The following is an 18,686-nucleotide window of genomic DNA, read 5'->3' as shown; positions in this document are numbered from 1 at the left end:
GTCCGCGGCGGTCGGTTCGTCCACGACGGTGCGAGCACGAGCGGTGCCGCGACGCGCGACGCCTCCGGAGGCGGCGCTTGCCACTTCGGCATGGTGAATCAACCACTCGCTGCCGGATAAAGGTGGAGTGGGCCGCGGTCCCGGGGCGGGCCGGCGTCAGAAGTCCGCGATGGACGCCTGCCCCTGCTCCCCGCGTTCGCCTTCCGGAACGTTCGTGGCGACGATCTCGTCAACTTCCCCGCGGGCGGTTTCGTCGCTGTTGATGCTCCGGGTCGCCCCCTCCTTCTCGACGGCGAACCCGGCGTCGTCGTACAGTTCGTACATCACGCCGCTGTTGCTCAGGACGAAGTAAACGCCGGCGTCGTCGAGTCGTTCGACCGTCGCGAGCAACCGTTCCTGGTCGCTCCGGTCGAACCCCTCGGCGGAGTACTCGGCGAAGTTGGCGGTCGCGCTCATCGGCTGGTAGGGCGGGTCCAGGTAGACGAGGTCGCCCTCCCCCGCCGCGTCGAGGACGTACTCGAAGTCAGCGTTTCGGATGTCGGTGCCGTCGAGCGCGCGACTCGCCGCCCGGACGCGGTCGGCCATCACCCAGTCCGGGTCGGCGTACCGCCCGATGGGGACGTTGAACCCCCCGCTGCTGTTCTCCCGGTAGAGGCCGTTGTAGCACGTCCGGTTGAGATAGAGGAGGAGCGCTGCCTCCTCGACGCGGTCGGCCTCGGTCGCCGGCCACTCCTCGTCGGCGTACGCGCGCCGGTTGAAGCGGGCGCGCTGCTGGTAGAAGTACTGCTCGACCGCCTTCCCCTTCCAGTTCTCGTCGGCGAACGCCTCACTGTCGTCGGGGTCGGCTTCGGGGTCCCGGAACTCCCGGAGGCGCGAAATCAACGCGTCGGGTTCGTCACGCACCACCCGGTAGAAGTTGACGAGGCGGGGGTTCGTGTCGTTGACCGTCCCGTCGGCCGGTTCCAGGTCGAAGAAGACGGCACCGCCGCCGAAGAACGGCTCGTGATAGCGTCCGTAGTCGGCAGGGAAGCGGGAGTATATCTCGTCGAGCAGCTGTCGCTTGCCGCCCGCCCACTTGAGAACGGGTTTGACCATCTACTGTTGCATGACCAGTTCTGGGTTATAAAGGTCCTGTTGCAGGCTACTCGTCGTCGAAATCGTCGACAAGATCGGCGGCGAGGTGTTCGTCGGCTTGATGGAGGTTGTACACGTCCACGATGTCGTTGTAGGATTCGGCGAGAACGTTCTCCATCGATTCCCACCCCTGTCCGTCGGTGATCCAAACGAAGACGACCCCGTCGTTCCGCATTCGCTGGGCGACGTGGTTGTACGACCGGCGGATTTCCGACGGCTTGCTTCCCTGTACCTTGTAACAGTTCGCCTCGAAGGCGACGGCGAGGTCGCCGTCTTCGAAGATAGCGAAGTCGACCGTCTTCTCCTGCCCCGTATCGTCGTCGTACGCCGTCGTGTATTCGTCGTCGTACTCCACGTCGTATCCATCCTCCCCGAGACGGTCGGTCACTTCCGCGACCCGCTTTTCGACTTCGTCCTCGAAACAGAGCCCCTGTCGGTTCTTCCGCGCGTGGCTCTCCATCCCGACGAGCATCCCGCGGTAGTGGTCGCGGACGTTCCCCTCGTCGACGATGTACTGGAGGCCGACGTTCTGGAGTACGCCGGCGAGGTCGAGCGCCTCTTCCCGGTCCCCCCCGTCGATGGCCCGCTGGACGGGATAGAACTTCCAGACCCCTTCGAGGGAACTGTACTTGTTGCCGCGTTCGCCGACGAGTTCGAAGTAGAAGTCGATCCACTCGCGGGTATCGTCGGCCGCCATCAGCGCGTCCGCCACCCCCTCCACGAACTCCGACTCGGTGGCGTTTTCGAGGCCGGCGATGGCCTCGATCTGTTTCTCGTACTTGTCGACATCGTCGTCGATCGAGTCCCAGTCGATGAACCGGTCGTTCGGGATCGCCGAGGGAACGGCGTGCTCGATGAAGTCCTCCACGAACTCGTCCGTGGGCGGACGGTGTTGGCGAATCGGCATACGGCGGAACGAGACATCACCGTGGGATAACAGTACCGTTCGCCGACTGGTAGGACTGCCGTCCATTCGTGCGAACGCTCGTTTGGCGGGGGCGGTCGGATCTGAGCGGGCGGTAGTTGGGAGACGTGTCGAACGGACTATCAGTACGGGGCCGGTCACAGGTATCGTGACCACCGAAAGCCGCGTACTCGGATTCGAGGACTATCCCGAACCGGTCGAGGCGATGCTGGACGCACACGAATGGGAAGAGCCACTGAACAGGCAGCGGATGGGCGTGGTGTTGACCTTCGCAACGACCGTCCCCTACCACGGGGGGTCGCACCGCTTCTACGTCGACCGACTGTCGACGGGCCACGAGGTCTACCTCCAGCACCCGGGGCAGCTCAACAACGGGTTCGACTATCAGGTCCGCGTAGAGGGCTGGGACGACAGCGCGACGATGCGGCCATCGCACGACGAGATCTACTCGGACTTCGCTCACAAGCGCGAACACGCCCCGCAGGAGGCTTTCGAAGCGCTCTGTCGGACAGCCTTCGACATTCACGCCGGCAAGGCTCCCGACGAGGCGATCCGGGAGTACGCCGATCGGTTTGACTTCACCGAGGGCCGCGTTCCGGAGGCGCTACTTCGACCGCTCCCGTGGCTGCTCATTGAGCAGGACATCCGCTACTGGCACGGGGACGGCCGTGACCGAACGATGGGGACGATCGAGTCGCTGTACGATGGCGACCCGATCGACGAGATCGACGACCTCCAGCCGCTCCCCGAAATCAACCGGTCCGAGCTGTCCATTCGGAGCCGGACGTAGCTCGTGTCCTTTCCCTCGGACACCCGCAGCCGGAGCTAGCCGGTTTTAATGTGAGATATTTTAGTAGTCCCGGGCGGATTCGAACCGCCGTCATGGGCTCCAAAGGCCCATATGATTGGCCACTACACCACGGGACTTCGCTCGCGGCGTTCGCTCCCGGTATCCGCGGTCCGTCGGACCGGTCACCGGCAGGGACGTCGCTCGTCTCGAGCGTGCTACCGAATATTCGCCAGACGGGCTTATGGCTTATCGTTCGATATCGCGGCCGGTCAGTCGGCCCCTTCGACCACCGGCTCCAGGTACTCGCACTTGTCCTCCTCGGCGTCGAAGCAGTCGGGACACTCGCTGCGGCGGTCGATGATGGTGTCGAGCCGCTCGGCGACGGTGTCGTCGATGACGCTCTCCAGGGCGCGGGCCTCTTCGCGGTACTCCTGGACTTCGAGCACGTTGGCGAGGAACCGCTCGATGATGCAGTACGTCTGGAGCGCGTCCTCGGCGCGGACGATCCCCTCGTCGGTGAGGGTGACGCCCTTGTACTTCTCGTGGTCGGCGAGGCCGCGGTCCTCCAGCTTGCCGATCATCTCGTTGACGCTCGCGGGGCTGACCTCCAGCATGTCCGCGAGCGTGCCGGTCGCGGCCGGTCCGTCCTCCAGGCGCTGCGCGAGGTAGATCGCCTTGAGGTACTGGTCGCCGGTGTTCATACGATACCCCCCGTCGAATGCGTGTGCCAGGTCATGCTCGGCGCTCCATGATCGCGGTGACTTCTTCGACGCCCTCCTCCTCCTCCGCGCGGATCGTCCGCAGCGTGTCGAGCAGGCGGCCGCGGTCGATCGCGTAGTCGGCGTCGCTCGCCTCGACGGCCTCGATGAGGTCGTCGTAGAACTTGTAGGCGGTCTCCTCGTTACACAGCGCGTCGTACAGCACGCCGTCGAAGTCGTCCGGACTCGTCTGGGCGTACTGGGCCTCAACCAGCTTCTCTATCTCCTCGTAGGCGACGGTTTCGGCGTCGAGTTCCGTGACGAGCCGCTCCAGGCGCTCCCGGTGGTCCTCGGACTCCTCGGCGGCGTCCTCCAGCAGTTCGGCTATCTCGTCGTCGAGCTCCTCCCGTTCGGCCGGCGAGAGGGAGTCGAGGTGGCGGTAGGCGCGCGCCTCGACGACCTCCTCCAGCACGACCCCGATCTGCAGGAGCCGGGCGAGCTGGTGGTCGGTCGAGACGCGTTGACCCAGGCTCATACCAACGGTTCCGGCCCGGGGTCACTTAACCCTCCCTACTCCGGCGGACGGCGCAAAAGTCGATTCCGTCGCAATACTCGCGGCGTCGCCGCTCGCTTTCCGAGGCGCTCGGGCGCGCCTCGCTACTGGCGCAGCCGCGCGGCGACGAGGTCCCGCAGGTCGTCGCGGAGTTCGTCGACCGCGACCTCCTCCAGCACCGGCACGAAGAAGCCCTCGACGAGCATGTTCTTCGCGCTCTCGGGGTCGGTGCCCCGTGCTTCCATGTAGAACAGGTCCTCCTCGTCGACCTGTCCCACCGTGGCGCTGTGGGACGCCTCGGTGTCGTGGTTGTTGATGATCAGCTTCGGGGAGGCGTCGGCCTCGCTCTCGTCGGAGAGCATCAGCGTGTTCTCGCGCTGGTAGGAGTTGGTGTCCCACGCGTCGGTCCCGACGTCCTGGACGCCCTCGTACACGGAGCGTGCCTCGTCGTCGAGGACGCCGCGCGTGACGAGGTCGGCGGTGGTGTGCTCGGCCTCGTGCCAGACGCGGGCGTTCACGTCGAAGTGCTGGTCCTCGTGGCCGAAGAACGCGCCGACGATCTGGCTCTCCGAGGAGTCGCCCTGGAGGTACGTCTCGACGGAGCTCTTGGTCAGGCGCGAGCCGATGTTGCCCTCGATCCAGTCGATCGTGGCGTACGTGTCGGCGTAGCCGCGCTTGAGCGTGTAGTTGTACGTCTCCTCGTCCAGGTTCTGGAGCGAGCCGTACTGGACGTTGCTGTTCTCGGCGGCGTCGACCTCGACGATCCCGCTGTAGTAGCGCTCGCCGTCGACGTCGTCGCCGGTGGACTGCCGTTCGAGGATCGTGACCGACGAGGACTCCTCGGTGACGACCAGCGTGTAGTTGAACAGCGACCGGCTGTTCATCTCGGTGCGGACCGTCACGTCCTCCGCGTCGACGCCCTCAGGGACGTGGACGACCGTCCCGGTGCTAAACAGCGCCGTCGACAGCGCCGTCAGGTAGTCCTCCTGCGGGTCGACGACGGAGCCGAAGTGCTCCTTGACGAGGTCCTCGCGTTCGTCGACCGCGTCGGCGAAGGGCAGGACCTCGACCTCGTCGGGGCCGACCTGGTCCTTGTCCTCCGCGGCGTTCAGCGGGTCGACGAAGCCCTCGAAGTCCAGGTCGTGGAGGTTCGTCCACTCGCGGCCGGGCGTCCGGATGACCGACGGCATGTCGAGGTCGTCGAGCGCCTCCAGCGCCTCCAGCCGTGTTTCGAGGAGCCACTCGGGCTCGTCGAGCGAGTCCGAGAGCTCCCGTACCGTCCCCTCGTCGATGGTTGCGTGTACCTGCGTGCTCATGTTATCCGAGGCTCCCCTCCATCTCCAGCTCGATGAGGCGGTTCAGTTCGACCGCGTACTCGATGGGCAGTTCCTCCGTGATCGGCTCGATGAAGCCGGAGACGATCATCTGCTTGGCGTCGTCGTCGTCGAGGCCGCGGCTCTGGAGATAGAACACGTCCTCGTCGCCGATCTTCCCGACGGTCGCCTCGTGGGCGACGTCGACCTTCGACTCCTGGATCTCCATGTACGGCATGGTGTCGGAGGTCGACTCGTTGTCGAACATCAGCGCGTCGCATTCGACGGCGGTCGACGAGCCCTCCGCGCCGTCGGCGATCTGGACGAGGCCGCGGTAGTTCGTGCGGCCGCCGTCCTTCGCGATGGACTTGGACTCGATTGTCGACTTCGTGTTCGGCGCGTTGTGGTACACCTTCGCGCCGGTGTCGATGTCCTGGCCCTCGCCCGCGAAGGCGATGGTGATGTGGTTGTCCGTCGCGCCCCGCCCCTTGAGGATGGTCGACGGGTACAGCATCGTGGCCTTCGAGCCCATGCTGCCCGACACCCACTCCATCGTGCCGCCCTTCTCGGCGATGGCGCGCTTGGTGTTCAGGTTGAACGTGTTCTTCGACCAGTTCTGGACGGTCGAGTACTGGACGTGGGCGTCCTCGCCGACGAACACCTCGACGCCGCCGGCGTGGAGGTTGTGGGTGCCGTACTTCGGGGCCGAACAGCCCTCGATGTAGTGGACCTCCGAGCCCTCCTCGGCGATGATGAGGGTGTGCTCGAACTGGCCCATCCCCTCGCTGTTCATGCGGAAGTACGCCTGAACGGGCATCTCGACGGTGACGCCCTCGGGGACGTACACGAACGAGCCGCCCGACCAGACGGCGCCGTGGAGCGCGGCGAACTTGTTGTCGCTCGGGGGGACGCACTTCGTCATGAAGTGCTCCTTCACGAGGTCCTCGTGTTCCTGGACGGCCTCGTCCATGTTGCAGAAGATGACGCCCTTCTCCTCCCACTGCTCCTGCATGTTCTGGTAGACGACCTCGGACTCGTACTGCGCGCCGACGCCCGAGAGCGCCTTCCGCTCGGCCTCCGGGATGCCCAGCTTCTCGAACGTGTCCTGGATGTCCTCGGGGAGGTCGTCCCAGCTGTCCGCGCCCTCGCGCTTGTCGACGTCGGGGCGGATGTAGGGAACGATCTCCTCGACGTCCAGCTCCGACAGGTCCGGCTGGCCGGGCCAGTCGGTCGGCATCGGCATCTCCTGGTACTGCTTGAGCGCGCGGAGGCGCCGCTCGAGCATCCACTCCGGTTCGTCCTTGTCGTCGCTTATCATGCGGACGACTTCCTCGGTCAGTCCCTTGTCGGACGTCACCGCAGCGCTCTCCTCTTTCTTGAACTCGAAGCGCTTCTCGGTGTCCGTCTCTTTCAGGTGGTCTTGATCTGAACTCATTGTTGTTGTTCGTTGGTTACCGTCCTGGCCTTATAGCGTTGGTTCTAGTTGAATCCGGTTACGCGGTGCCGTACACCTGCTCGCGGACCCAGTCGTACCCCTCGTCCTCGAGCTTCTCGGCCAGTTCCGCGCCGCCGCTCTCGGCGACTTCGCCGTCGAGCATGACGTGGACGCGGTCGGGTTCGACGTAGTCGAGGATGCGCTGGTAGTGCGTGATCTGGAGGACGCCGGTGCCCTGCTCGTCGCGGAGCGCGTTGATCCCCTTCGAGACGTCCTGCAGGCGGTCGATGTCGAGCCCGGAGTCGATCTCGTCGAGGACGGCGATCGACGGCTCGAGGATGGCGGCCTGAAGCACCTCGTTCTGTTTCTTCTCGCCGCCGGAGAAGCCGGCGTTGAGGTAGCGCTGGGCGAACCGCTCGTCCATGTCCAGTTGCTCCATCTTCTCGGAGAGGATCTGCTGGAACTCGGCGACGCCGACCTCGCCCTCGTCGGCGGGGCCCTCCATCGGGGAGGACTCGTAGCCGGCTTCCTCCTCGGATTCGTCCTCGTCGTCCTCGTCCTCGAAGAGCTCCTCGCGCTCCTCGAGCTTGGCGTTCAGCGCCGTCCGGAGGAAGTTCGTCATCGTGACGCCCTCGATCTCGGCAGGGTACTGGAAGCCGAGGAAGATACCGAGCGCGGCGCGCTCGTTCGGTTCGAGGTCGAGCAGGTCCCACGTGCGCTTGTCCTCGGGGATATCGAAGTCCCCGCCGAAGTCACCCTCCTCGAGGTGGAGCAGCACCTCGCCGTCGGTGACCTCGTAGGCGGGGTGACCCGCGATGACCTTCGCTGTCGTGGACTTCCCGCTGCCGTTCGGTCCCATCAGCGCGTGGATCTCGCCGGACTCGACCGTGAGGTCGACACCCTTGAGAATCTGCTCGTCTACGCCCTCTTCGGCGACTTCCGCGTGGAGATTGCTGAGCTCTAATTGTGCCATACTGGGTACTCCTCTGGTACCTCTATCAAGGCCCGTACCACGCATAATGCTTTCGCATTTCGCCGTATTCGTTTTCGTCCTGTGGGAAATAGATTTTCAGAACCAGAAACAACCGCGGGGGATCAGCGCTGCCGATGACCGTCAAGAGCGCAGATGATGGAGTGCCGGATCCAGGGATCAGTGTCGGTTAACTCGCCGATAGATCGCTGTTAGTACTGCTCTTCCCGGCCGCGCCGCTACCCGCGGCCTGGATGGCTGCTCCGTCGACTACGGGCTATGTGTAGCCCAAACAAATATACCAGATCAGTCGAAAGGACGGACCTATCTTGGTGACGAACGAACCGTGAGTTGGGCCGCTCCCGGGGGATCGATCACGCTGTCGGCGTCGTACGTGGCCCTGCTGTTCGTGTCCGGTGTTGCCATGGTGTTGGTGTTCCTGTCGACGCTCCGACGGTGGTCGGAGCGCGTCGCGCGGCTCCTCGGAACTATCCTAGTCGCCACGGCCGTGTGGTGTTGCGCGTACGCGCTCCAGATCACTAGTTCGGGAGCGGCGACCGCCGCCTTCTGGAACAACGTTCGTGTGCTGGGTCCCACGCTCATCTCGCCGCTGCTGTTCCTGTTCGCGGCGGAGTACACGGGGCGCGACGACTGGCGGCGACCCCGCCGGATCGCCGCCCTGTTCGTGATTCCGGCGCTGACTAACGTCCTCACCTGGACGAATCACCTTCACCACCTCGTGCGACGGGACATCGGGCAGGCGGGCGGCCTGTTCACCGAGGTAACCCCGGGACCGTGGGCGGTGGTGTACAGCGTCTACGACTACGCGCTCATCGTCGCCGCGATCTACCTGTTCGTCGCGTCGTTCCGCCGTCGCCGGGACGAACGGTACCGCGGTCAGGCGGCGACGGTACTCGTCGCGATCACGGTCCCGGTGGTGACCAACGCCGCGTACTTCGTCGGGGTGACGGCGGTCGACGGGACGCCCTTCGCCTTCGCTGTCGCCGGGGTGATGCTCGCGACCGCGGTGTACCGTTACCGGTTGTTAGACCTCATTCCGATCGCCCGTAGCACGGTGTTCGATAGCGTCGAAGCCGGCGTGCTCGTCGTGGACACCGAGGATACGATCGTCGACGCGAACGAGCGCGGCGCAGCCATCGTCGGCCCGGATCCGTCCGCGCTCGTGGGGACGAAGCTGTCGACGCTGGTCTCGGACCACGTCCCGTCGGCGGAACCACTCGTGGACGAATTCGACACGCGGACGCGTCTCTCTCACGACTGCGGGACCGAGCAGCGCTGGTTCGACGTCACCATCTCCCCGATCCGGGTCGACGAGGACCGGGGCGTCGGCCGGCTCATCATGTTCACCGACGTCACCGACCAGGTCCTGCGCCAGCGCGCGCTCGAACGCCGGTCGACGGAACTGGAGCGCAAGAACGAACGGCTCGAAGAGGTCGCCTCCATCGTCAGCCACGACCTCCGGAACCCGCTCAACGTGATCGACGGCTACCTAGACCTGGCGCGAGAGACCGGCGACCCTCGGCACTTCGACGAGATGGAGGAGAGCCTCGACAGGATGGAAGGGATAATAGACGAGATGCTGACGATGGCGAAGCAGGGTCGGAGCGTCGACGACCCCGAGGACGTGGCCCTCTCTCGGGTCGCCGACGAGGCGTGGAACTACGTCGACACGCGGGAAGCGACCCTGGAGAACGACGTTCGAAAGCAGGTGAGGGCCGACCGCTCCCAACTGCTGCAGATCTTCGAGAACCTCTATCGAAACGCGATCGAACACGGTGGGGACGACGTTACGGTCCGGGTCGGTACGACGGCCGACGGTTTCTTTGTCGAGGACAACGGCCCCGGCATCCCCACGGCGGACCGCGAGGCGGTCTTCGACCGAGGCCACACGTCGGCGGACGACGGGACCGGATTCGGACTCTCGATCGTCCGGATGGCGGTCGAGGCACACGACTGGCGCATCACCGTGACTGAAGGGACGGACGGCGGCGCGCGGTTCGAGATAGCGACCGGTGAGTCTACATGAAGCTGCTGAGTCCGGTCTGTTCCTGCCCCGACTTGACCTCCTCCCAGGAGACGTCGAGCGCCTCCAGAATGCGGGCGATCGGCCCCTTCAGCGTCTTGTCGAGCATCTTGTCCCAGTCGACTTCGAACTCCTCGGGCACCTGGTCGGCGAACTCGAAGCAGACGACGTCGGGGTCACGCTTGAACTCGCCGTACAGCGGGTCGTGCTGCGGGTCGAACCCCTCCTCGTCCTCCATCCGGCGGAAGAAGGCGGGGTGGACCTTCTTCAGGTAGAGCCGCTTGGGCTTGCTCCCGCGCGCGAAGTTCGTCCCGAGGAAGGCGTTGGCGTACTTCGCGCCTCGGACCTGCGCCGTGTCGGTGTCGTAGTTGTCGAGGCGCTTGCCGATGCCGCCGGGGATGCCCACGTCGTCCAGGTCGACGTTGCCGCGCTGGAAGTCCTCGATCACGTCGTGGACGTACTCCTTGATCGCCTCCCGGTCCTCCCCGTGGACGATCCGGTCGATGACCTCCTTCTGGACGCGCTTGGTGATCGGTGCGATGTCCGAGCGCTGGTATTCGAACCCCGTGATGTCGACGTCGTCGACCTCCTTGCCCTCCTTCCAGACGATGTGGCCGGCGTACCGCTTTTTCTTGCCGGCCTGGAAGAACCGCCGGTACAGCTTCTCGAACTCGATCTGGAAGCGGTGCTCATCGGCGTTCAGTTCCTCGCTGGCGAACTCGTCGTACGAGGCGTTGATGTGTTCCTCTATCTCGAAGGACTGCTCGATGGCCTCGTCGACGGAGACGTCGCCCCCGAGTTCGAGCATGACGCTGTCCGTGTCGCCGTAGGCAACCTCGTGACCTACCTCGTTGGCGGCGGACTCGGTGAAGTTGATCACCTCGCGGCCGGTGGCGGTTACGGCAGCGCCCATCTCCTTGTCGTAGAGCCGGAACCGGTCCCAGCCCAGCACGCCGTACAGCGAGTTCATGATGACCTTCACCGCGGCCTGCTGGCGGTCGAACCGCTCGTAGGCCTGGCTGTTCGGGTCGTACTCGTTCCGGCGCTCCTTTTTCGCCTCGCGCTCGGCGAGCAGTTCGTCGACCATCTCCCGGATGATGCCGTCCGGCTCCTTCCGGAAGTGGGTCCCGTTGGGTGCGACGTACGTGTCGCCGTCGTACGTCTCGGGGTCGACCTTGGTCTCGGGGCTGGCGTTCGTCGTCACCATGCACATCGGGTACAGCGACTTCAGGTCCAGCACCGTCACGTTCTCCCGGACGCCCGTGATCGGGTCGAACACCGCGCCGCCCTCGTAGTCCTCGCTCTCCTGTTTGCCCTTGGAGGGGAGCGCGAAGTCGCCGTGGACCTTGTGGAGGACGTACAGGTCGACCGCGTCGCCGGGCGTCGTCGCGTCCTCTAGCTTGCAGCCGACGAACGAACGCACCTCGTCCCAGAAGTCGACGATGTTCTGCTTGCGGTCGAGTTCGACGCAGAGTTCCACGTCCCTGACGTTGTACTCCAGCAGGCGCTCGGGGTCGTCCTCCCAGAGGTCGCCGATGTCGCCGGGGTAGCGCTCCTTGCCGACGCCCAGTTCCTGCTCGCCGACGGCGTCCAGCCGGTAGGACTCCAGTTCGGTGAACTGCGTCCGCTTGTAGGCGTACAGCAGGTCGAACACCACCCGGCCCTTCACGTCCGGCCCGCCCCAGTCGCTGCGCCACACCTCGCCGACGCGCGAGAGGCGCTCGATCGAGAGGTCGTAGTCGTGGTCGTAGCTCGCGAGCGTCTCCAGCCGGTCGAGGAAGTACGGCGCGTCGAAGTCCTCGAAGTTCCACCCCGTTAGCACGTCGGGGTCGGTCCGCTCGATGTACCCGACGAACGCGTCGAGCATCGCCTCCTCCTCGTCGAAGGTGCGCACCTCGATGTCGGCGTCGTCGCCGATCGGCTCGTACTCGGACAGCGCCTCGGGCGCGTCGACGCCGCCGACCGGCGCGTCGTACAGCCACGCGACGTACTGCTCGTCGTAGGAGTCGTAGCTCGTCAGGCAGACGATCGGCTCCTCGCCGTCCTCGGGGAAGCCCGAGCGGTCGTCGACCTCGATGTCGAAGGTGTTGACCCGCGGCGTCGCCTCGCCCTCGACGGGCTCGACCTCGTCGTGTGGCACGAGCAGGCTGCCGTCGTCGGCCCGCCGCTCGGGCACGCGGATCCCGCTACCGACGTCCTTGTCGATGAGAAAGCGACTCGGGAACAGGATGTCCGCCTCGTAGTGGTCGAACCGGTCGCGGATGTTCCCGACGTCCCGCGGCGTCCGGCCGAACACCTTCGTCAGTTCCTCCCCCCGGATGCTCTCGTGGCCCGCCTCCGTGCCGGTGATGCGGTCGTCGTCCAGTTTCTCCGCGTCGAGGTTCGCGGTCGGCGCGTAGAAGTACGGCCGAAAGCCGAGCACGCGGACGTGCTCCAGTTCGTCGTCGGCGGTGCGCCCGAACACGTGGATGATCGGTCGCTCGTCCTCCCCGCTCCCGACGATGGTGTAGTCGACCTGCATCACCGTGAGGTCGACCGTTCCGTCGGCCTCCGGTACCGCCTCCTCCAGCGGGTTGACGACCTCGACGGACGACCCGCCGCCGTTGCCGGCGACGGCCGCCGCCTCCTCGGCGGGCCGCTCGTCGCCGCCGTCCCCGAAGTCGCCGAGCCCCGTCTGGCCCGAATCAGTCATGGACGCCGGTTGGCACCCGCCGATAAAAACGTCTGGGTTACCCGGTCGGCGGACGTGACACCGCGCCAGCAACAAGACATTTAGTGTGTGAAAATATAACATGGGTTGGAGCACAACGATGACCGACCACGCGAGCGCTCACGGCGAGCACAGCCGGGACCTGCCCGAACCGGACGGTATCGACTCGGTCGAGGCCTACGAGACCGAGGGGGGCGTCGTGTTTTACGACGCGGAGAACCCGCTCGCGTGGCTCGAGACGTCGAAGACGCTGTCGCTGCGCGAGCAGGTCTGACCGTCCCGCAACGCCTAACCGCGGGACCGACCAACCCTCAGTTCATGCGAACAGTTCGCGACGAGTCCGGCGACCGCTACCTGCTGGTCAAGCAGTCGGCCGAGAGCAGCCTCGTCCGCGACCCCGCCACCGGGGAGGAGCGCTACGTCGATAACGACGCCATCGCACCCCTTGACGACGTTTCGCCGCTCGAAACCGCGGCGGCCGGCGTCCCGCCCGCCGTCCGGCGCGTCGTCGCCGCGGCCCACGACGACCGATCGCTGGGGCTGCTCGCCGAACTGGCGGACCGCGGCCCGGTCGCCATCCGCGACCTCCTCGGCGCGTACGACCTCTGCGAGAGCGACCTGCACGGCCTGCTCGCGGAGTTCCGCGCCGCCGGGCTGGTCGAGGAGGCTCGCGTCGGCGGCGAGCGCGGCTACGCCGCGACCGAAACCGCGGCCGAGGCGCTCGACGCGCTCCGGGGCGGCGACTGACTCAACGCCGCCCGCCGGGTCAGTCCAGCGGGAGCGCCCGCCGCTCCCGCGCCACCGACGACCGGTTGCTCGTCGCGTCCTTCTCGACCCGGACGACGTCGTCGGCCGCGCCGACGAGTTCGTCGTCGTGGCTGACGACGATGATCTGCTCGACGCCCAGGTCCCGCATCGACTCGATGAGTTCGACCAGCTGGGAGACGTGGCCGGAGTCGAGAAACACCGTCGGCTCGTCGAGGATGAGCGGCGGCATCGGCGCGGTCCCCTCGATCCCCTCGGACAGCAGGCGGTAGATCGCACAGCGCAGGCTCAGGTTGAACAGCGCGCGCTCGCCGCCCGAGAGCTGTTCCGGTTCCAGCGCCTCGCCGTCCTTCTGATACACCGTCAGCTCGTACTCGCCGTCCAGTTCGATGCGCGCGTACGAGTCGTTCTGGTAGACCAGGTCGAACGTCTCGTTGACCATCCGCTCTAACGTCTCGACGTTGCGCTGGCGCAGTTCCGCGCGGAGGTCGCCGTACATCTCCTGGAGGCGCTCGGTCTCGTCGTATAAGCTCGCCAGGCGCTCGCGGCGCTCCTCCAGGGATTCGCGCTTCTCCCGCAGCTCGTCGAGTTCGTCGAGTTCGTTCTCCACGCCGCCGATCTGGCTTCCGAGTTCGTCGCGCCGCTCGCGGAGCTCCGACAGCTTCTCCTCGACGTCGGCCAGGTAGTTCTCGGCGCGCTCCTTCTCGGCCCGGGCCGCCTCGACGCGCTCCTCGTCGACGGCGTCGGCGAGCTCCCGCTTGCGCTCGCGTTTCTCCGCCAGCCGCTCGCGGCGCTCGTCGTTGAGCTCGGCCTTGCTCTCGCGCTTCCCCCGGAGGTCCGCGATCGCGTCCTCGGCGTCCGCGACCGTCTCGACAGCCGCGCGGAGCGACTCCAGACGATCCTCCCGCTCGCGGATCTCGCCGCGTCGCTTGTTTATCTCGGCGATCTCCTCGCGCTTCTCGTCGGCCGCTTCGGCCTTCGCCGCCGCGGCCTCGCGCTTCCCGTCGGCTTCCGCCGCCAGCTCGTCGGCCTCCTCCCGCAGGTCGTCGCGGAGCTCCCGCTTCTCCGCGACCTGCGTCTCCTTCTCCGAGAGCAACTGCTCCACGTTCGAGCGGTTCTCCTCCAGCCGCTCGACCGTGGCCTCGGCCTCGACGAGCGCCTCGGCGCGCTCGACGGCCTCGTCGAGCGCCGCGATCTCCTCCTGCAGATCGTCGCGCTCGGTCTCCAGCGCCGCGACCGCCTCCCGGAGGTCGTCGATCGACTCGACGTGGGGCGAGCCCTCGACTGGCTGGCCGCACTCGGGGCATTTCCCCTCGTCGAGCAGCGACTCGGCCTCGTCGAGCCGGTCGCGCTTGGCCGAGAGCGTCGCCGTCACCTCCTGACGCTCGTCGCGCAGTTCGTCGCGCTCGGCCTCCAGTTCGGCGAGGTGCGCCTCGGCCTCGCCGAACGCGACCGGCGCGTCGTCGAAGGCCGCCCGTTTCGTCTCGATCTCGTCGTCGATCTCGGCGACCTTCTCGCGCCGGTCGGCGACCGCGGCCTCGGCCTCCTCGATCTCGGCCGCGAGTTCGCCGGCCCGCTCGCGCTTCTCGTCGGCCTCGCCCTCCAGCTCGTCGGCCCGCTCGCGGAGCGTCTCGGCCTCGTTCTCGCGGTCGTTTATCTCCACGCGGATCGACTCCAGGTCGTCGCGGAGCGCCTCGTCGTCGGCGTCAAGTTCGGCCAGCCGGTCGTCGATGCCCGCCGGGTCCGCCTCGGCGAGGTCGGTCTCCGCGAGGAACTCGTCGCCCTCCTCGCGGGCCGCCTCGCGCCGTTCGCGCTCCTCGGCGAGCCGCTCCTTGAGGTCGTCGCGTTCCCCCTCCGTCTCCGCAATGGCCTCGCGCAGGTCCTCGATGTCGGCCTCGACGGTTTCGAGCTCCGCGCGTTTCTCCTCGTGTTCCGCGAGTACCTCCTTCGCGTCGGCCAGCGACTCCTCGGCCTGCGCCTGCTGGTCCTCGAAGCGCTCTACGTCGGCGACCACCTCGTTGCGCTCGGTCTCCAGTTCGTTGAGCCGCGCCGGCAGGTCCTTCGCCTCCTTGGACTCGATCCGCTCCTCCAGCCCGGAGAGCTCGCCCCGCAGCTCGCCGAGCACGTCGTCGACGCCGAGGCGAGCCTCGCTGGCCCGCTCGCGGTACTCCTCTAACTTGCCGAGCTGGAGCAGGTCGTCGATCATGTCCTGCCGGTCGCTTGGCGACGCGTGGATGAGCTTGTTCACCTCGCCCTGCCGGACGTACGCGCAGTTGACGAACGCCTCGTTGTCCATCCGCAACAGCGACGCGACCTCGCTTCGCACCGCCCGCGCGCCCTCGACGGTGCCGTCGGGGGTTTCGAGGACGCACGTCGCCGTCTGGGCGCGGTCACCCGACAGCCGCACGCGGCGCTCGATGGAGTAGCTGCCGCCGTCGTGCGTGAAGTCGAGTTCGACCTCCGTCTCCTCCTCGCCGTTTGTGATCACGTCCTCCAGGGTGCGGTCGTCGAGGGCCTTCGACCCGTACAGCGCGAAGAAGCAGGCCTCCAGCAGCGAGGACTTCCCGCTGCCGTTGACGCCGTGGATCACGGTCACGCCGGGGTCGAGCCGGAGTTCGGCGTCGCCGTAGCACTTGAAGTTCCGGAGGCGGACGCGCTCGAACTTCACAGGTACTCCTCCATCGACGCCTGGCCGTCGCCGTCCGCGACCGCCTCGTCGGCGTCCGCGTCGGCCGCGGCCCCGTCGTCGCTCCCGCTCGTCGCGTCGTCCGCCTGTTCGGGCCGGGCCGCCTCGTCGCCGTCGGTCGAACCGTCGCGCTCGGCCGCGGTGTCGTCCGCAGCCCCGTCACCCCCGTCGTCCTCGTCGGGGACCCGATCGAACGCCGCCGGGTCCCCGTCGATCAGGTCGCGGACGCGGCGGGACGCCTCCTCGCGGACGTTCGAGTCGGCCACCTTGCTCGCCCGCACCGTCTCGTCGATGTCGCGGGCTGCCTCGCTGATGCCGAGTTCGCGGACGCGCTCGCGGACGGCGTCGTCCGGGTCGGCGAAGGAGACAGACGTCTCGGCCTCCTCCGTCTCGCGGTCGCGCCGGTCGTTGACCCGGGCGACGAGCGCGCCCTGTTCGGCCGCGAACTCCTCGACCGCGGCCGGGGTGATCGGCTCGCCGTCGCCGTCTATCGTGACCAGCACCACGGCGTCCTCCAGGTCGTGCTGGCGCACCTGCTCGCGGACGCGCTCGACGCCCTCGCCGTCCGCGAGGTCCACGTCGACGAACGCGAAGTCGCGGGTGGCGTCGAGGCCGCGGCGGGTGATCGAGACGCCGCCGGAGCCGGCCTCGTCGCCGAAGCGGACGATGTTGTAGCCGCGGTCCTCGCGTTCGCTCCCGCTCGCGCGCTCGGTCGACCCGCAGTACGTCACCCACGTGTCCGCCACTTCGGCGCGGTCGGGGTGGTGGTTGTCGCCGAGCAGCATCGCGTCGAAGTCGACAGACGCCTCCGTCAGCACGCGCTCGGTGTCCCAGTCGGCGTAGCCGAACGGCTCGAACAGGCCGTGGGCGACCAGCGCGGCGTGGTCGGCGTCGTGCGGTTCGAAGTCGTAGTCGAGGTCGTCGCGGCGGGACTCGGGGACGTAGTCAAGCCCGTAGAACGCGGTGTCGCCGACGACGTGCGGCGCGTCGCCCAGCCGCGTCGCCAGCCCGAGGTCCTCGAAGAGGTCGAGCCACTGCCCGTCGCGCTTGCCCTCGTGGTTGCCGACGACGGCGAGGAAGGGAATCCCGGCGTCCCGGAGCGAGCGCAGCGCCGCGACGGTGCCCTGGAGGTCCCGGAGGTCGGGGCGGCGGTCGTGGAACAGGTCCCCGGCGTGGACGACGGCGTCGACGTCGTCCTCGCGGGCGTCGGAAAGCACCTGCTCGAAGGCCCGCAGGAAGTCCCGGCGGCGCTCGGGCGAGTGGTACTGCTGGTACCCAACGTGGGTGTCGCCCGTGTGGATCACCCGTGTCATGTGTCACGACCTTGGCGATCGGGTCTTATATCGGTTCCGCGAGCGCGGTCGCTGCCGTCGCGGGGGCGGCCGTCCCCGTCGCCGTGTGCCGCCCGTCGAAACCGTTCGAACTCCGCGAGCGCGCGGGCGCCGCGGCGGCGCATCCGCCGGTCGGACGCGTCCCGGACCGCCTCCCGCAACCTGTCGAGCCCCACCGTCTCGACGAACGCCGCGGCGTGCGCTACGTCCTCGGTCGCGGCGGACGCGCGTCGGACCACCTCGCGGTCCCCGGCGCGCTCGCCACGCGCCAGCGCCGCGAGCGCCCGCTTCGCCGTCGGTACGTCGACCACGCCGCGGGGTGGCCGCGGCTTCGTACGTAAACGTTCACCCCGTCGGCTCCGCTCAGCGTTCGGTCGCGCTCACCGCGAACGTCCCGCCGCGGTACCGGATCGGCGGCGCGTCCTCCTGCACGCCGAACGGCGGGTGTGTGGCCGTCTTCGCCTCGATCCGCACCTCGTCGACGTCGGGCCCGACGTGGGCCAGCGCGTCGTTGAGGGGCCACCGCCGGACGACCTGCTCGGGGATCAACCGCCGGGCGTCGGCGAACGCCCCGTCGACCCGCCGCAGGACGTACGTCGCCGGGCGGGCATCCTCGCTGTCCTCGTTGTACCCCTCCGCCCGCACCGTCACTACGCTTCCGTCGCGGGAAGTGCCCTCGACGGCGGCGGAGGGGACGGGCCTGATCTCGTCGCCGCCGAGTTCGATCCGGGCGGCGAAGGCGGTCTTGTCCTCGTGGTTCCGATCCTCAAACCAGCCGTCGATGGCGAACGCGTAGATGCCGCCGCCGAGGCCGCTCACCGACACCTCCTCGGTACCGCCCGAGAAGGCCCGTATCGGGTTGGGGTGTTCGCCGTCGACCGAGAGGTGCCACCGGTGGCGCTCGCCCGGCGGCAGCGTCATCAGCGGCTGGGGCACGTACCGCGGCGCGACGCGGTACCACCGGTCGCCGACCTGCTTGGCCAGGAGCCACGAGTGGAAGTTCGAGTTGAACGTCGTTTCGGACGTGTTCTCCAGCGCGAACGAGAACTCGGCGGGGAGGCTCCCCTCGCTCGACGAGGGTTCGAGGGACATCCGGTCGTCGCCGGCGTTGCCGTACCAGACGACGCGCGTTACGTCGTCGGCTTCGCCGGGTGGGAACGCCCCCGGGTCCGGTTCGTCGGCTGGTTCGTCCGTCGCGGTGCGCTCCGTGGAGCCGCTCGTCGGGTCGTCGCCGCCGAACCCGCCGGCGGCGCCGCAGCCGGCGGTCGCGGCGACGGCGGCCGCGGGGAGGGCTCGCAGGAGACGGCGTCGTCGCATGGTGGCTCGTCCGTC

16 protein-coding genes and 1 tRNA gene are annotated in these 18,686 nt (G+C 67.5%); 4 read left to right on the top strand and 13 right to left on the bottom strand.

Going from position 1 to position 18,686, the window contains the following annotated elements; all coding sequences use genetic code 11:
- Positions 1–156: 156 nt before the first annotated feature.
- Together EYW40_RS01070 and EYW40_RS01065 are read right to left on the bottom strand one after the other, a co-directional pair.
- Entirely contained in the window at positions 157–1,095 is a 939-nt protein-coding gene (locus tag EYW40_RS01070) for a DNA adenine methylase (protein WP_135819779.1), read from the bottom strand.
- A 46-nt stretch (positions 1,096–1,141) separates the two neighbouring features.
- The gene (locus EYW40_RS01065) at positions 1,142–2,041 is read right to left on the bottom strand and encodes a DpnII family type II restriction endonuclease (protein ID WP_135819778.1); all 900 of its coding nucleotides are present in this window, start codon (positions 2,039–2,041) and stop codon (positions 1,142–1,144) included.
- A 166-nt stretch (positions 2,042–2,207) separates the two neighbouring features.
- Between EYW40_RS01065 and EYW40_RS01060 the strand changes: the two genes are divergently transcribed.
- Positions 2,208–2,849 (top strand): hypothetical protein, encoded by a 642-nt coding sequence (locus EYW40_RS01060; RefSeq protein ID WP_135819777.1) that lies wholly within the window; start codon positions 2,208–2,210, stop codon positions 2,847–2,849.
- Positions 2,850–2,913: 64 nt separating this feature from the next.
- Here EYW40_RS01060 and EYW40_RS01055 read toward each other — a convergent pair.
- The 6 genes from EYW40_RS01055 to EYW40_RS01030 form a co-directional block, all read right to left on the bottom strand.
- Positions 2,914–2,986: transfer RNA gene (locus tag EYW40_RS01055), tRNA-Gln, on the bottom strand.
- A gap of 132 nt (positions 2,987–3,118) precedes the next feature.
- Entirely contained in the window at positions 3,119–3,550 is a 432-nt protein-coding gene (locus EYW40_RS01050; protein WP_135819776.1) for a metal-dependent transcriptional regulator, read from the bottom strand.
- 31 nt (positions 3,551–3,581) lie between these two features.
- On the bottom strand, positions 3,582–4,082 hold the full coding sequence (locus EYW40_RS01045; RefSeq protein ID WP_135819775.1) for a ferritin-like domain-containing protein: 501 nt from the start codon (positions 4,080–4,082) through the stop codon (positions 3,582–3,584).
- Positions 4,083–4,204: 122 nt separating this feature from the next.
- A complete protein-coding gene (gene sufD / locus EYW40_RS01040) occupies positions 4,205–5,416 on the bottom strand; it encodes a Fe-S cluster assembly protein SufD (protein WP_135819774.1) in 1,212 nt (403 codons plus the stop codon).
- A gap of 1 nt (position 5,417) precedes the next feature.
- Positions 5,418–6,848 carry a Fe-S cluster assembly protein SufB gene (gene sufB, locus EYW40_RS01035; protein WP_135819773.1) on the bottom strand — a complete coding sequence of 477 codons (1,431 nt, stop codon included), beginning with the start codon at positions 6,846–6,848 and terminating at the stop codon, positions 5,418–5,420.
- A 58-nt stretch (positions 6,849–6,906) separates the two neighbouring features.
- Positions 6,907–7,821: an ABC transporter ATP-binding protein gene (locus EYW40_RS01030; RefSeq protein WP_135819772.1), complete on the bottom strand. Its 915-nt coding sequence runs from the start codon at positions 7,819–7,821 to the stop codon at positions 6,907–6,909.
- 343 nt (positions 7,822–8,164) lie between these two features.
- Between EYW40_RS01030 and EYW40_RS01025 the strand changes: the two genes are divergently transcribed.
- A complete protein-coding gene (locus tag EYW40_RS01025; RefSeq protein ID WP_135819771.1) occupies positions 8,165–9,865 on the top strand; it encodes a histidine kinase N-terminal 7TM domain-containing protein in 1,701 nt (566 codons plus the stop codon).
- Here EYW40_RS01025 and EYW40_RS01020 read toward each other — a convergent pair.
- Positions 9,858–12,554, bottom strand: coding sequence for a DNA-directed DNA polymerase (locus EYW40_RS01020; protein ID WP_135819770.1), 2,697 nt, complete (start codon positions 12,552–12,554; stop codon positions 9,858–9,860). The two genes, EYW40_RS01025 and EYW40_RS01020, sit on opposite strands and share 8 nt — an antisense overlap.
- A 118-nt stretch (positions 12,555–12,672) precedes the next feature.
- Between EYW40_RS01020 and EYW40_RS19775 the strand changes: the two genes are divergently transcribed.
- Both EYW40_RS19775 and EYW40_RS01010 read left to right on the top strand, forming a co-directional pair.
- On the top strand, positions 12,673–12,846 hold the full coding sequence (locus tag EYW40_RS19775) for a DUF7331 family protein (protein ID WP_449271846.1): 174 nt from the start codon (positions 12,673–12,675) through the stop codon (positions 12,844–12,846).
- 44 nt (positions 12,847–12,890) lie between these two features.
- Complete coding sequence (locus EYW40_RS01010; RefSeq protein ID WP_135819768.1) at positions 12,891–13,319, top strand: DUF7346 family protein; 429 nt, start codon at positions 12,891–12,893, stop codon at positions 13,317–13,319.
- A 19-nt stretch (positions 13,320–13,338) separates the two neighbouring features.
- On the opposite strand, the gene rad50 is transcribed toward EYW40_RS01010, so the two are convergent.
- From rad50 to EYW40_RS00990, 4 genes are read right to left on the bottom strand one after another with little or no spacing between them, the layout of a single operon-like run.
- Complete coding sequence (rad50, locus tag EYW40_RS01005) at positions 13,339–16,005, bottom strand: DNA double-strand break repair ATPase Rad50 (RefSeq protein ID WP_135819767.1); 2,667 nt, start codon at positions 16,003–16,005, stop codon at positions 13,339–13,341.
- Positions 16,002–17,336, bottom strand: coding sequence for a DNA double-strand break repair protein Mre11 (gene mre11, locus EYW40_RS01000; RefSeq protein WP_135819766.1), 1,335 nt, complete (start codon positions 17,334–17,336; stop codon positions 16,002–16,004). Before mre11 ends, rad50 begins: the two co-directional genes overlap by 4 nt.
- The gene (locus EYW40_RS00995; protein WP_202614402.1) at positions 17,333–17,665 is read right to left on the bottom strand and encodes a DUF7966 family protein; all 333 of its coding nucleotides are present in this window, start codon (positions 17,663–17,665) and stop codon (positions 17,333–17,335) included. The genes mre11 and EYW40_RS00995 overlap by 4 nt, the downstream gene beginning before the upstream one ends.
- Before the next feature lie 52 nt (positions 17,666–17,717).
- A complete protein-coding gene (locus EYW40_RS00990) occupies positions 17,718–18,671 on the bottom strand; it encodes a hypothetical protein (RefSeq protein WP_135819765.1) in 954 nt (317 codons plus the stop codon).
- Positions 18,672–18,686 lie beyond the last annotated feature (15 nt).

This window comes from Halostella litorea (genome assembly GCF_004785955.1).
GTDB lineage: Archaea > Halobacteriota > Halobacteria > Halobacteriales > Natronoarchaeaceae > Halostella > Halostella litorea.
The sequence above is the reverse complement of the archived record's forward strand: the minus strand, read 5'-3'. Positions and strand labels throughout refer to the sequence as shown.